The sequence below is a fragment of the Agromyces sp. NPDC058064 genome (genome assembly GCF_042885275.1).
Taxonomy (GTDB): Bacteria; Actinomycetota; Actinomycetes; order Actinomycetales; family Microbacteriaceae; genus Agromyces.
The window spans coordinates 207488-221080 of record NZ_JBHVSE010000004.1; the positions used below are offsets into that span (position 1 = coordinate 207488).

The 13593-nt window shown below is 70.7% G+C and carries 13 protein-coding genes, 1 tRNA gene and 1 other RNA gene; 11 read left to right on the forward strand and 4 right to left on the reverse strand.

Annotated features, from left to right (window positions below; genetic code table 11):
- The first annotated feature begins 81 nt into the window (after window positions 1–81).
- The 7 genes from ACFVSL_RS14850 to rnpB all read left to right on the forward strand — a co-directional run bounded on the left by ACFVSL_RS14850 (window position 82) and on the right by rnpB (window position 4091).
- A complete protein-coding gene (locus tag ACFVSL_RS14850; RefSeq protein WP_386941745.1) occupies window positions 82–549 on the forward strand; it encodes a peroxiredoxin in 468 nt (155 codons plus the stop codon).
- 45 nt (window positions 550–594) lie between these two features.
- Window positions 595–667 (forward strand) — tRNA-Val (locus tag ACFVSL_RS14855).
- A gap of 390 nt (window positions 668–1057) precedes the next feature.
- Entirely contained in the window at window positions 1058–1495 is a 438-nt protein-coding gene (locus ACFVSL_RS14860) for a hypothetical protein (RefSeq protein WP_386941746.1), read from the forward strand.
- Between the two features lie 194 nt (window positions 1496–1689).
- On the forward strand, window positions 1690–2079 hold the full coding sequence (locus tag ACFVSL_RS14865) for a DUF1304 domain-containing protein (RefSeq protein ID WP_386941747.1): 390 nt from the start codon (window positions 1690–1692) through the stop codon (window positions 2077–2079).
- Between the two features lie 20 nt (window positions 2080–2099).
- A complete protein-coding gene (locus ACFVSL_RS14870) occupies window positions 2100–2918 on the forward strand; it encodes a Nif3-like dinuclear metal center hexameric protein (RefSeq protein WP_386941748.1) in 819 nt (272 codons plus the stop codon).
- 37 nt (window positions 2919–2955) lie between these two features.
- Window positions 2956–3693, forward strand: a complete 738-nt coding sequence (locus tag ACFVSL_RS14875; protein WP_386941749.1) for a zinc ribbon domain-containing protein — start codon at window positions 2956–2958, stop codon at window positions 3691–3693.
- A 20-nt stretch (window positions 3694–3713) separates the two neighbouring features.
- An RNA gene (gene rnpB, locus ACFVSL_RS14880) (RNase P RNA component class A) lies at window positions 3714–4091 on the forward strand.
- A 3-nt stretch (window positions 4092–4094) separates the two neighbouring features.
- Here rnpB and ppgK read toward each other — a convergent pair.
- Both ppgK and map read right to left on the reverse strand, forming a co-directional pair.
- Window positions 4095–4847, reverse strand: a complete 753-nt coding sequence (gene ppgK / locus ACFVSL_RS14885; RefSeq protein ID WP_386941750.1) for a polyphosphate--glucose phosphotransferase — start codon at window positions 4845–4847, stop codon at window positions 4095–4097.
- Between the two features lie 42 nt (window positions 4848–4889).
- Entirely contained in the window at window positions 4890–5753 is an 864-nt protein-coding gene (gene map, locus ACFVSL_RS14890; protein ID WP_386941751.1) for a type I methionyl aminopeptidase, read from the reverse strand.
- A gap of 11 nt (window positions 5754–5764) precedes the next feature.
- Between map and ACFVSL_RS14895 the strand changes: the two genes are divergently transcribed.
- Window positions 5765–5950, forward strand: coding sequence for an SPOR domain-containing protein (locus ACFVSL_RS14895; RefSeq protein ID WP_386941752.1), 186 nt, complete (start codon window positions 5765–5767; stop codon window positions 5948–5950).
- A 24-nt stretch (window positions 5951–5974) separates the two neighbouring features.
- Here ACFVSL_RS14895 and panB read toward each other — a convergent pair whose 3' ends face one another.
- Window positions 5975–6856, reverse strand: coding sequence for a 3-methyl-2-oxobutanoate hydroxymethyltransferase (gene panB, locus ACFVSL_RS14900; RefSeq protein ID WP_386941753.1), 882 nt, complete (start codon window positions 6854–6856; stop codon window positions 5975–5977).
- Between the two features lie 99 nt (window positions 6857–6955).
- On the opposite strand from panB, the gene ACFVSL_RS14905 reads away from it, so the two are divergent.
- The 3 genes from ACFVSL_RS14905 (at window position 6956) to ACFVSL_RS14915 (ending at window position 11932) form a co-directional block, all read left to right on the forward strand.
- Window positions 6956–8311, forward strand: coding sequence for a glutamine synthetase family protein (locus tag ACFVSL_RS14905; protein ID WP_386941754.1), 1356 nt, complete (start codon window positions 6956–6958; stop codon window positions 8309–8311).
- Window positions 8312–8319: 8 nt separating this feature from the next.
- Entirely contained in the window at window positions 8320–11334 is a 3015-nt protein-coding gene (locus ACFVSL_RS14910) for a bifunctional [glutamine synthetase] adenylyltransferase/[glutamine synthetase]-adenylyl-L-tyrosine phosphorylase (protein ID WP_386941755.1), read from the forward strand.
- Window positions 11335–11470: 136 nt separating this feature from the next.
- On the forward strand, window positions 11471–11932 hold the full coding sequence (locus ACFVSL_RS14915) for a hypothetical protein (protein WP_386941756.1): 462 nt from the start codon (window positions 11471–11473) through the stop codon (window positions 11930–11932).
- Between the two features lie 106 nt (window positions 11933–12038).
- Here ACFVSL_RS14915 and glnA read toward each other — a convergent pair whose 3' ends face one another.
- Window positions 12039–13463, reverse strand: coding sequence for a type I glutamate--ammonia ligase (gene glnA / locus ACFVSL_RS14920; RefSeq protein WP_386941757.1), 1425 nt, complete (start codon window positions 13461–13463; stop codon window positions 12039–12041).
- Window positions 13464–13593 lie beyond the last annotated feature (130 nt).

The following is a 13593-nucleotide window of genomic DNA, read 5'->3' on the forward strand; positions in this document are numbered from 1 at the left end:
TACTAGTGACATTCGCACAACGTTTCGGCTCGGTCGGCTGTGCCTTCGCTCAGCCTTCCGACAAAGCAGAGGAGAGAACGGATGCCGCTGCAGATCGGTGCCCTCGCCCCCGACTTCGAACTCGTCGACCAGCACGGCCGCGCGGTCGGGCTGGCCACGCTCCGCGCCGAGAAGCCGGTGGTGCTCGTCTTCTTCCCCCTCGCGTTCTCGCGCACGTGCGAGGGCGAGCTGGCTGCGCTCCGCGACGCCCGCTCGCTGTTCGAGGGCGCTGGCGTGCACCTCGTCGGCGTCTCGGTCGACTCGAAGTTCGCGCTGCGCGCCTGGTCCGAGGAGCAGGGCTACGAGTTCCCGCTGCTCGCCGACTTCTGGCCGCACGGCGAGGTCGCGAGGGCCTACGACGTGTTCCTCGAGGAGCGCGGTCATGCGGCGCGCGCGACGTTCGTGATCGACGAGTCCGGCGTCGTCCGGGCGGCGTTCGCGACGGGGCCCGGTGAGCCGCGTTCGATCGAGCAGTACCGCGAGGCGCTCGAGCTGCTGCGGGCGGGCTGAGCGCGCCGTCCGCGATAGCATGGCGATGCGTCGCACCTACGCGACGGGCCTTTAGCTCAGTTGGTAGAGCGCCACGTTTACACCGTGGATGTCGTCGGTTCGAGCCCGGCAGGGCCCACTCCTCGTGACCTCGGCTCGAGTCCGATACCCCTCCCGAATCGATCGTCGCCGACATCCCGGATCGGTCGGTTCATCGACACCGCATCAGTGGACCCCTGGTCGGGTCGGTGAAGCACCTACGCTGGGGTCCCGAACCTCGTGCGCGGATCGTCGTATGGAGGGGCGCGTCCTGGGTGTCGATGTTGCGTCTGGTTGATGGCGGACTGGTGCTGCGCACGCCTGTGCAGCGGGGGCTGGTCGACTCGGGGCCCTACGGCGCCGGGCACGGCTACACTTCCTCCACGGATTGGAACGTACGATGACCCCCCGAAGCGTGATGACGGCTGCTGTCGTGGCGGGAGCACTGCTCCTGACCGGGTGCGCCGGGCCGAGCGAAGGGGAACGATCCATGACGCCCACCGAGTCCCGAGAGACCATGCTGACCCTGCTCGCCTCGACGGTTGACGCATCCGGGCTGTCTGCAGATGGGTGGCTCCACACGATCGACGTTCATGAGGAGTTTCGCGCCGACCCGTGTGCCCTCGCCGACGGCGGAACCGGCGTCAGCTACAGCAGCGGAATCGGCTGGGAAGGTGACACGAGTGACGCCGTCGAAATGGACGCGGTCGTCCGACGGGTCCGCGATCATTGGGAAGACCGCGGGATGGTCACCAGCCTCGACACTCGTGACGGGAACCCCGGAGACCAGCCGCATGTGTGGTTGATCGGCGAGGGCGGAGACGAGGTGAGGGGTGTCGACATCACCGTCATCCCGGGCAAGATCACGTTCTCCGCGGAATCGGTCTGCGTGGTCGGGGATGCGGCGAGACTCAATCTCGACGGTTGACTCAGTCTCGAGCGACCTGACCCATGTCGACCGGGGGCTCGGCCAGTTCGCCGAGGCGGCGTGCGGGAGTCCCTCTGCGTCGTGGACGAACAAGTCAGCCGCGACCGACAGATGTAGCCCCGGTCCTCGCTGGCGACTGCGACGAGGGTGTGAAAGCATGCGGAGGGATTTCGTATCCGAAGGAGCCTCTCTCCATGGTCATCGCCGGACTCGTGCTCGCGGGCGTCGCTGCGCTCGTGCACGTCTTCATCTTCTACCTCGAGTCCATCGCGTGGACGAGCAAGCGCGCCAGGCGCATCTTCGGCACCGGCTCGGTCGAGCAGGCCGCCGCGCAGAAGGAGCTCGCGTTCAACCAGGGCTTCTACAACCTGTTCCTCGCGATCGCCGTGGGGCTCGGCATCATGTTCTTCGCGATCGGCGAGCACGTCGTCGGCGCCACCCTCGTCTTCACCGGCGCCGGCTCGATGGTCGCGGCGAGCCTCGTGCTGCTGCTCTCGAGCCCCGACAAGGCAGGTGCAGCGCTCAAGCAGGGCGTCATCCCTGCCCTGGGCGTCATCGTGCTCGCGATCGGCATCGCGCTGTGACCCGACGCTAGGCTGGACGGGTGCCCCAGCAACTCGCCGATGTCCTCGCCGTCACCGAACGGCTGTGGCCGGCATCGGGCACCGAGCCGTGGGATGCCTCGGGGCTCGTCTCCGGAGCGATGGACGCGCCCGTTCGGCGCATCCTGCTCGCGGTCGACGCCGTCGCCGCGACGGTTGACGAGGCCGTCGAACAGGGCGCCGATCTCCTGATCGCCCACCACCCGCTGCTGCTCCGAGGCGTGACGACCGTCGCCGAGGACCGCTACAAGGGTGCGCTCCTCGCGAGGCTCATCCGGGCCGACTGCGCGCTGCTCGCGGCGCACACGAACGCCGACGTCGTCGCGACCGGCACCTCCGCGGTGCTCGCCGAGCGGCTCGGTCTCGTCGAGACGCAGCCGATCGAGGCATCCGACGACGGTGTCACCGGCATCGGGCGCGTGGGTCGGCTCGCCGAGCCGACCACCCTCGGCCGCCTCGCCCGGCACCTCGCCGAGCTGCTGCCGCCGACGGCGACGGGCGTCCGCGTCGCGGGCGGCTTCGACGATCCCGTCGGTACCGTCGCCGTGTGCGGCGGCGCGGGCGACTCGCTGCTCGGCCACCCGCTCGTGCGGGCCGCCGACGCCTACGTGACCGCCGACCTCCGGCACCATCCCGCCTCCGAGGCGCGCGAGCAGGCACTCGTCGGCGGCGGCCCCGCACTCGTCGACGTCTCGCACTGGGCGAGCGAATGGCTCTGGCTCGACACCGCCGCCGCCGAGCTGCGCGCGGCGCTGCCCGGCGTCGAGGTCGCCGTGAGCGAGATCCGCACCGACCCCTGGGACTTCCAGGTCGTGCAATGATGACTTCTTCCACCCCGACCCCCTCGAGGAGCACCACGTGAAGGCCAGCCCCGCCGAGCAGCAGGAACTGCTGCGCCTGCAGTCGATCGACACCCGCCTGGCGCAGCTCGCGCACCGGCTGGGCGCGCTGCCGCAGACCGCTCCGCTCGCCGAGCTCGCCCAGCGCGACACCGCGGTGCGCGGCACGCGCGCCGAGGCCGTCGGCGTCCTCGAAGACGCGAAGGCCGAGCTGGCCCGCCTCGAGTCCGACGTCGCACTCGTCGAGGCGCGCATGACCCGCGACAGCGAGCGGCTCCAGCACACCTCGTCCGTCAAGGACGTGCAGGCGCTCGAGAGTGAGCTCGCGTCGCTCGCGAAGCGCCGCTCCGACCTCGAGGACCAGGAGCTCGTCGTCATGGAGCGCGTCGAGGAGGCCGAGGTCGCGGTGTCGAGCATCGACCTCCAGCGCGCCGCCATCGTCACCGAGGTGACCGCGCTCGAGGCCGAGCGCGACGAGGCCGCGGGCACGCTCGCGGTCGAGCGCGAGCAGACCGAGCGCGACCGCGAGGTCGTCGCCGCGGGCGTCCCCGCGGAGCTCCTCGGCTTCTACGAGCAGCGCCGTGCCAAGGGCGCCGGCGTCGGCGCCGCCCTGCTGCGCCAGCGCACCTGCGGCGGCTGCACCATGACCCTCACGGGCTCCGACCTCGAGTCGGTGCGCCGTGCGGCGCCCGACGACGTCGTGCAGTGCCCCGAGTGCGATCGCATCCTCGTGCGCACCGACGAGTCGGGTCTCTGACGCTAGACTGCAAGGGCGAGTGGGTCGGCAAGACGGTCGCGTCGCACGGTTCCGATCGTGCGCCGAGGAACGTCCGGGCTCCACAGGGCAGGACGGTGGGTAACACCCACCCGGGGCAACCCGCGAGACAGTGCCACAGAAAGCAGACCGCCCGGTGCGCGAGCGCCGGGTAAGGGTGAAACGGTGGGGTAAGAGCCCACCAGCGGTCGCGGTGACGCGATCGGCTCGGTAAACCTCGTCCGGAGCAAGGCCAGACAGGGAACGATGGGGCTGCCCGTCCCGTTCCCGGGTAGGCCGCTGGAGGGTCACGGCAACGTGCCCCCGAGAGAGATGGCCGTCCAGCCGGTGTCGCGCAAGCGCCCGGTGAACAGAACCCGGCGTATCAGCCGGCCCGCTCGCCCCTACCTCGCCGCGAGCGACGCCGCCCCGAGGATGCCCGCGTTGTTGCGGTGCACCGCGGGCACGATCGGCGTCTTCAGCTCGAGCAGCGGCAGGAACTGCTCGTGGTGCTTCGAGACGCCGCCGCCGACGACGAACAGGTCGGGCGAGAAGATGAACTCGACGTGCGCGTAGAAGCGCTGGAGCCGCTCCGACCACTGCGCCCAGTCGAGGTCCTCGCGCTCCATCGCCGAGTACGCCGCGCGCTTCTCGGCCTCGAGCCCGTCGAGCTCGATGTGCCCGAGCTCGGTGTTCGGTACGAGCACGCCGTCGTAGAGGAAGGCCGAGCCGATGCCGGTGCCGAGCGTGGTGAGGATGACGAGCCCGTCGGCGTCGACCGCCGCGCCGTAGCGCGACTCGGCGTAGCCGGCGGCATCCGCGTCGTTGATGAAGTGGATCTCGCGGCCGAACGTCTGCTCGAAGAGCTCCTCGGCGGGCAGGCCGATCCACTCGTGCGAGATGTTCGCCGCCGAGAGGGTGCGCCCGCGCTTCACGATCGCCGGGAAGCAGACGCCGAGGGGGAGCGAATCGTCGAAGTCGGCCGCGAGCCTCGTGAGCAGTTCCTCCGTCGCCGCGAGGATGTCGTCGGGTCGGCCGCCCTCGGGCGTCTTCACCTTGATGCGGTCGGAGACGAGCTCGCCCGCGCGGAGGTCGACGACGGCCCCCTTGATGCCCGTGCCGCCGATGTCGATGCCGATCGCGAGTTCCGTGCTCATGCGGTTCACACTATCCCGAGCGGGCGGGGCGCTCGGCGAGGCTCAGGGCAGGGTCAGGATCTCGGCGCCGCGCTCGGTGACGACGAGGGTGTGCTCGAACTGGGCGGTGAGCGAACGGTCGCGGGTGACGACCGTCCAGTCGTCGGCCCAGACGTCCCACTCGATGCCGCCGAGGGTCAGCATCGGCTCGATCGTGAACACCATGCCCGGCTCGATCACCGTCGTCGCGCCCGGGTCGTCGAAGTGGGGGATCACGAGCCCGGTGTGGAAGGCGCGGCCCACTCCATGGCCGGTGTAGTCGCGGACGACGCCGTACCCGAAGCGCTTCGCGTACGCCTCGATCGCGCGCCCGATGACGTTCACCTGGCGGCCGGGGGCGACGGCGCGGATGCCTCGCGCGAGCGCCTCCCGCGTGCGCTCGACGAGGAGCACCGCCTCCTCGCTCGCCTCGCCGACGAGGAAAGTGCGGTTGAGGTCGCCGTGCATGCCGTCGAGGTAGGCCGTGACGTCGAGGTTCACGAGGTCGCCGTCGGCGAGCACGGTGTCGTCGGGGATGCCGTGGCAGATGACCTCGTTGACCGAGGTGCAGCTCGACTTCGGGTAGCCGCGGTACCCGAGGGTCGACGGGTAGGCGCCGTGGGCGACGACGTACTCGTGCGCGATGCGGTCGAGCTCGTCGGTCGTGACACCCGGCCGGATCGCGGCGGCCGCCGCCTCGATCGCCCCGGCGGCGACGCGCCCGGCCGCGCGGATGCGCTCGATCTCGTCGGGGGAGTAGCGGTCGCCGTCGCGGTTCGCCGCAGGCGCGGCGCGGCCGACGTACTCGGGCCGGGCGATCGACGTGGGAACGGCGCGGTTCGGTGACAGTCGGCCGGGGATCAGGTGGCCGGAGGCGTCCTTGGGCATAGGATCAGCCTATGGCCGAGGACATCGAGCACCGGTACTGGTACAACCTGAAGACCGGCGAGGTCGAGCAGGGCTTCGTCTCGCCGTCGGTCGATCGGGTCGGCCCCTTCGAGACGCACGCGGAGGCCGAGCGGGCGCTCGAGATCCTGCGGGCGAACAGCGCGAAGTGGGCCGAGGAGGACGCCGAGGAGGGCTGACGCGCCGGCGCCGCCCGGCGCCGCCTACTCGTAGGAGTGCTCGGCGTTCGGGTAGCTGCCCGACTCGACGTCGTCGCGCCATGCCTTCGCGGCGCCGCTGAGGATGCCCGCGAGGTCGGCGTACTGCTTCACGAACTTCGGCACACGGCCGATCGTGAGCCCGGCCCAGTCGGTCCAGACGAGCAGCTGGCCGTCGGTGTGGGGGCCGGCGCCGACGCTGATCGTCGGGATGTCGAGGAGTTCGGTCACCTGGCGCGCGGCGTCGGCGGGCACCATCTCGAGCACGACGGCGAAGGCGCCCGCGTCCTGGATGGCCTGCGCGTCGGCGAGCAGCTGCTTGACCGCGTCGCCGCGGCCCTGGATGACGTGGCCGCCCAGCCCGTGCTCGCTCTGCGGCGTGTAGCCGATGTGCGCCATGACCGGGATGCCGGCACCGACGATGCGTCGGATCTGCTTCTGGCTGCGCTCACCGCCCTCGAGCTTCACGGCGTGTGCACCGGTCTCCTTCATGAAGCGCACCGCGGTGTGCAGCGCCTCCTCGGGGCCGTTCTCGTACGAGCCGAAGGGCATGTCGGCGACGACGAAGGCGCGCTTCACGGCCCCTGCGACCGCGCGGGTCAGCGGGATGAGGTCGTCGACCGTCACCGGAAGCGTGGTCTCGTAGCCGAGCACGTTGTTGCCGGCCGAGTCGCCGACGAGCAGGAAGTCGATGCCGGCCTCGTCGAAGATGCGGGCCGTGAGCTGGTCGTAGCTCGTGAGCCCGGTGATCTTGATGCCGTCGCGCTTCGCGTTCTGGAAGTGCCGCGTGCGCACTCGCTTCGGGGCGCCCGGCGTCGGCGCGCCCCCGTACGGGTTCTGCTCGACCGGCTGGTCGTCGGATGCTGCGGTCTGGGGCTCGCCTGACATGTCGCCATCCTCGCACACGCGGGCGAGGCATCCGCCCACGGAACGTCGCGGTGAAGGGAGCGCGAGCCAGTACGCTGGATGATGCGAGAGAGGGTGTGGATGGATAAGCAGCGTGACTTCGTTCTTCGCACGATCGAGGAGCGGGGCGTCAAGTTCGTCAGGCTCTGGTTCACCGACGTCGTCGGCACCCTGAAGTCGGTCGCGATCGCCCCGGCCGAGGTCGAAGGGGCCTTCACCGAGGGCATCGGCTTCGACGGCTCCGCCATCGAGGGGCTCAGCCGCACGTTCGAGTCCGACCTCCTGGCCTACCCCGACCCGTCGACGTTCCAGACGCTGCCGTGGCGCGGCGACATCGACCCCACCGCGCGCATGTTCTGCGACATCACGACGCCCGACGGCGAGCCCGCGGTCTCCGACCCGCGCAACGTGCTGAAGCGCACGCTCGAGCGCGCAGCCGACCGCGGCTTCACGTTCTACACGCACCCCGAGATCGAGTTCTACCTGCTCAAGTCGTCGAAGTACGGCCCTGCCGGCCCCGAGCCCGTCGACTCCGCCGGCTACTTCGACAACGTGCCCGGCGGCACCGCCCACGACTTCCGCCGTCGCTCGGTGCGCATGCTCGAAGACCTCGGCATCTCGGTCGAGTTCAGCCATCACGAGGCCGGGCCGGGCCAGAACGAGATCGACCTGCGCTACGCCGATGCACTGACCACGGCCGACAACATCATGACGTTCCGCACCGTCATCAAGGAGGTCGCGATCGAGCAGGGCGTCTACGCGACGTTCATGCCGAAGCCCCTCGCCGATCAGCCCGGCTCGGGCATGCACACCCACCTCTCGCTCTTCGAGGGCGACGCGAACGCGTTCTACGAGCCGGGCGCGCAGTACCAGCTCTCGAAGATCGGCCGGCAGTTCATCGCAGGGCTGCTCCGGCACGCCCCCGAGATCACCGCCGTCACCAACCAGTTCGTCAACTCGTACAAGCGGCTCTGGGGCAGCGTCGGCGACTCCGGCCTGGCCGAGGCGCCGAGCTACATCTGCTGGGGTCACAACAACCGCTCCGCGCTCGTGCGCGTGCCGCTCTACAAGCCGAACAAGGGGCAGAGCGCGCGCGTCGAGTACCGCGCCATCGACTCGGCCGCCAACCCGTATCTCGCCTTCTCGCTCCTGCTCGCCGCGGGCATGAAGGGCATCGAGGAGGGCTACGAGCTCCCGCCCGAGGCCGAAGACGACGTGTGGGCGCTGACCGACCGTGAGCGACGTGCGCTGGGCTACGATCCGCTTCCGGCGAGCCTCGACCACGCGATCGAGTACATGGAGGGCTCCGAGCTCGTCGCCGAGACACTCGGCGAGCAGGTCTACAACTACGTGCTCGCGAACAAGCGGGCCGAGTGGCGCGACTACCGCTCGCAGGTCACGCCGTTCGAGTTGCAGCGCAACCTCGAGATCCTCTGACCCGCGACGTGTCTCGACAGGCTCCGACGCTCGGTCGGCTCGCGCGGGCGGGCTTCGCTGATCTCGACCGGGCGGCGACCGGCCTGGGGCGGCTCGCGGAGGCGACGGGCATCGAGGGTGAAGCGCTGCTCGAGGCGCTCGGCGCCGCGGCCGACCCCGATTCGGCGCTCGCCGAGCTCGAGCGCCTCCATGATCGCGCCTCCGCCGAGATCGTGGCGGTGCTCGCCGAGCCCGCTGCGGCCGAGCGCCTTGCACGCCTCCTCGGTGCGTCGCGCGGGCTCGCCGACTTCCTGGGCCGGCATCCCGCCGACATCGCGCTGCTGCGCGCGGTGCCGATGCCGCCGCCGACGTCCGCCGAGGCGCGCGGCCTGCTCCTCGCGGCCGTCGACGAGATCCCGGGGGGCACCGCCGCCGATCCCGACGTCGTCGCGGCCGCGATCCGCGCGCGGTACCGCCGGCTCCTCACAGGCATCGCGGTCTACGACCTCACCCGGCACGACGCCGTCGACGTCGTCGATGTCGTGGCCGCCGGGCTCGCCGACCTCGCCGGCGCGGCCCTCGACGCGGCGATCGCGGGTGCACGGCGCATCGTGTCCCGCGACGAGGGCGCCCCGGCGGCACCCGGGCGCTACCCGGCCGCAGAGGTCGAGGCGACCCGGCTGGCGATCATCGGCATGGGCAAGGCCGGCGCCCGAGAACTGAACTACGTCAGCGACGTCGACGTCATCTTCGTCGGCGAGTCGGCCGACGACGCCGTCGTGTCGACGCCGCGTGCGATCGAGATCGCCACCCGCATCGCCATGGTCGCGATGCGCCTCATCGGCGAACCCGGCATCGAGCCGCCGCTCTGGGAGGTCGACCCGAACCTCCGCCCCGAGGGCAAGGACGGCGCGCTCGTCCGCACCCTCGACTCGCACCTGCAGTACTACGAGCGCTGGGCGAAGAGCTGGGAGTTCCAGGCGCTGCTGAAGGCGCGCCCCCTCGCGGGCGACCTCGAGCTCGGCGGCCGGTACATCGCCGGTGTCGCGCCCATGGTGTGGTCGAGCTCGAGCCGCGAGGGCTTCGTCGAGTCCGTGCAGCGCATGCGCGAGCGGGTCACCGAGCACATCCCCGCCGACGAGGTCGACGTGCAGGTGAAGCTCGGCCCCGGCGGTCTCCGCGACATCGAGTTCACGGTGCAGCTGCTCCAGCTCGTGCACGGTGCGGGCGACGACTCGATCCGGCAGGGAGGCACCCTGCTCGCGCTCACCGCCCTCGCCGAGGGCGGCTACGTCGGCCGTGAGGAGGCGGGGGAGTTCTCGCGCGACTACCGCGTGCTCCGGGTGCTCGAGCATCGGCTCCAGCTCGAACGCCTGCGCCGGACCCACCTGATGCCGCGCGACGCCGACCGCCTCCGCGTGCTCGCCCGGGCGTCCGGGCTCGGGCGCGACGCCGCCGAGCTCACCCGCGTCTGGCAGTCGACCCGGCAACGGGTGCGGGGTCTCCACCAGCGGCTCTTCTACCGGCCGCTGCTGTCGGCGGTCGCCGCCCTGCCCGCGTCGGGTCTCGAGCTCACGAGCGCCCAGGCGGAGGCCCGCCTCGCCGCGATCGGGTTCCGCGACCCGCGCGGGGCGCTCGCGCACATCGCCGCGCTCACCTCGGGTCTCTCCCGTCGCGCGACGATCCAGCGGCATCTCATGCCGGTGCTCATCTCATGGTTCGCCGAGGGCACCGACCCCGACTTCGGCCTGCTCTCGTTCCGGCGCCTGAGCGACACGCTCGGCACGACGCACTGGTACCTCCGGCTGCTGCGCGACTCGTCCGACGCAGCGCTCCGCCTCACCCGCGTGCTCTCGGGCTCCCGCTACGCGGCCGAGCTGCTCGAGCGCGCCCCCGAGGCCGTCGCGTGGCTCGAGGACCTCGAGGAGCTGCGGCCCCGTTCGCTCGCCGCCCTGCAGGACGAGACCCGCGCGGTGCTCCGCCGCCACGAGCAACCCGACGACGCCGCGAAGATCTTCCGCGCTGTCCGCCGCCGCGAGATGCTGCGCCTTGCACTCGCCGGCATCCTCGACGTCTGCACCGTCGACGAGCTCGGCCACGGCCTCAGCGACCTCACCGAGAACCACATCGCTGCCCTCGTCTCGGCGATCCGGGGCGACGAGCCCGACGGCATCGAGTTCGCCGTGATCGGCATGGGGCGCTTCGGCGGGCGCGAGCTCGGCATCGGCTCCGACGCCGACATCATCTACGTGTACCGGCTGCAGGGCGCCGAGGCCGATGCCGCGCACTCGCGAGCCCTCCGCATCGTGAGCGAGCTCGTGCGCCTCTCCGAGGACGCACGCCTGCCCTTCGAGCTCGATGCCGACCTCCGGCCCGAGGGGCGCAACGGGGTCGTGGCGCGCTCGCTCGATGCGTACCGCGCGTACTACTCGCGCTGGTCGCTCACCTGGGAGGCGCAGGCGCTGCTGCGCGCCCGCGGCGTGGCCGGCGATGCGGCGCTCATCGCCGACTTCACCGAGCTCGCCGACACCGTGCGCTATCCCCGCGAGATCGCCGAGCAGGCGGTGCGCGAGGTCAAGCGCATCAAGGCCCGCGTCGAGAACGAGCGGCTGCCGCAGGGCGCCGACCCCACCCGCCACCTGAAGCTCGGTCGCGGATCGATCTCCGACGTCGAGTGGTTCGTGCAGCTCGTGCAGCTGCAGCACGCCGCCGAGATCGCCGCGCTCCGCACGACCTCGACGCTCGGCGCGCTCGAGGCGGCCACCACGGCCGGCCTCGTGGAGGCCGACGACGCCGAGACCCTGCGCGCCGCCTGGGTGTTCTCGTCCCGCGCCCGCTCCGCGCTCACGCTCTGGCTCGACCGCACGACCGACGTGCTGCCCGTCGAGCGCTCGCAGCTCGAGGGCGTCGCCCGCATCATGGGCTACCCGGCCGGCTCGGCGACCCAGCTCGAGCACGACTACCTCCAGCTCACCCGACGCGCCCGCGCGGTGTTCGAACGCGGGTTCTACGGGCTCGAGCCGAAGCGCGAACCCACCGTCTGACCGTCGACCCGGTCGACGGCGCGGATGCCACGGGGCCGGCCCCGTGGCATCCGGCTCGCGTCGCGGCTCGCTCGAGCGGAGCGCCCCGAGCTGGGGTCGTGCGCGTCGCGACGGAGGGCCGATAGGCTCGCGGCAAATGGCAGACATCCCCGGCGCGATCGCCCTCTTCATCTCCATCGCCGCATTCGCATTCTCGCTGCTCTCGTACGCGCTGCAACGTGCGAAGGATCGGCGCGATCTCTTCCTCAACCTGCACCAGACGCTCATCGAACCCGAGCTGCAGGAGGGGCGGCGGCGCCTGCACGTGCTCGACGAGAGCCGCCTCGGCACCATCCAGGACGAGGACCTCGACGGGTACCAGCAGATCAACCGCTCGCTCGCGATGTTCGACGTCTTCGCGATGTACGTCAACCGGCGGTACATCAGCGAGGAACTCGCGCTCGAGGAATGGGGCGACGTGCTCGCCCGCACCTGGACGAAGGCGGAGCCCTTCATCGAAGCGAGGTACGCGCGCTCCGGTCACCGTCCGTGGCCGCACCTCAGGGCGCTCGGCCCACGGGCCGTCGCGTGGGCGAAGGCGCACGGCGCGGGCGGCTGAGCGGCGCATCGGCCCGAGGTCGCCGCTGAACGGACCCCGAACGGCGGAAGGGCCGCCCCGCATGCGCGGGACGGCCCTTCCGGAGCAGCAGGGGGCTGCGGGGTGATCAGACGCCGTAGTAGAGCTCGAACTCGAACGGGTGCGGGCGCTGAGCGAGGGGCTTGAGCTCCTTCTCGCGCTTGTAGTCGATCCAGGTCTCGATGAGCTCCTTGGTGAACACGCCGCCCTCGAGGAGGAAGTCGTGGTCGGCCTCGAGCGCGTCGAGCGCCTCGCCGAGCGAGCCCGGCAGCTGCGGGATCGCCTTGGCCTCCTCGGGCGGGAGCTCGTAGAGGTCCTTGTCGACCGGCTCGTGGGGCTCGATGCGGTTCTTGATGCCGTCGAGGCCGGCCATGAGCTGGGCCGCGAAGGCGAGGTAGGGGTTGCTCGCGCCGTCGGGCACGCGGAACTCGATGCGCTTGGCCTTCGGGTTGGTGCCGGTGATCGGGATGCGGATGCACGCCGAGCGGTTGCCGGCCGAGTACACGAGGTTGACGGGCGCCTCGAAGCCGGGCACGAGGCGGCGGAACGAGTTGACGCTCGGGTTCGTGAAGGCGAGCACCGCGGGGGCGTGCTTCAGCAGGCCGCCGATGTACCAGCGCGCGATGTCGCTGAGCCCGCCGTAGCCGGCCTCGTCGTAGAACAGGGGCTTGCCGTCGTTCCAGAGCGACTGGTGGGTGTGCATGCCCGAGCCGTTGTCGCCGAAGAGCGGCTTCGGCATGAAGGTCGCCGTCTTGCCCCACTGGTCGGCCGTGTTCTTGACGATGTACTTGAACTTCAGGATGTCGTCGGCCGCGTGCACCATCGTGTCGAAGCGGTAGTTGATCTCCTGCTGTCCGCCGGTGCCCACCTCGTGGTGCGACCGCTCGAGGTGGAAGCCCGCCTCGATGAGCTTGAGCGAGATGTCGTCGCGCAGGTCCGCCGTCTTGTCGACGGGGCTGACCGGGAAGTAGCCGCCCTTGAACGGCGTCTTGTTGCCGAGGTTGCCGCCCTCCTCCTTGCGGCCGCTGTTCCAGGCGCCCTCCTCGGAGTCGACGGAGTAGAAGCTCGAGTGCTGGTTGATCTCGTAGCGGACGTCGTCGAAGATGTAGAACTCGGCCTCGGGGGCGAAGTAGGCGGTGTCGGCGATGCCGGTCGACGCGAGGTACTTCTCGGCCTTCTTGGCGACCTGGCGCGGGTCCTTCGAGTAGATCTCGCCGTTGCGCGGGTTGTAGATGTCGAAGACCATGACGAGCGTGCGCTCGGCGCGGAACTGGTCGATGTACGCGGTCGTCACATCGGGGATGAGCTGCATGTCGGACTCGTGGATGTTCGCGAAGCCGCGGATCGAGGAGCCGTCGAAGAGCTGGCCGACCGTGAAGAACTCCTCGTCGACCGTCGAGGCCGGGATGTTGAAGTGCTGCTGCACGCCCGGGAGGTCGGTGAAGCGGATGTCGAGGAACTTGACATCCGTCTCCTTGATGAACTTGAGGACTTCGGACGAATCAGTGAACATGTTTCGGCGTCTCCAACGGGGGCGGGTTAGCGGAACGGTCTTGCACAGCCACGAGCGACGCTATCCGCGCGCCGTTTCCCGACCGTGACCGGAATGTTTCGGCCATGTTACGCGGAGTCGGCTTCGGTAG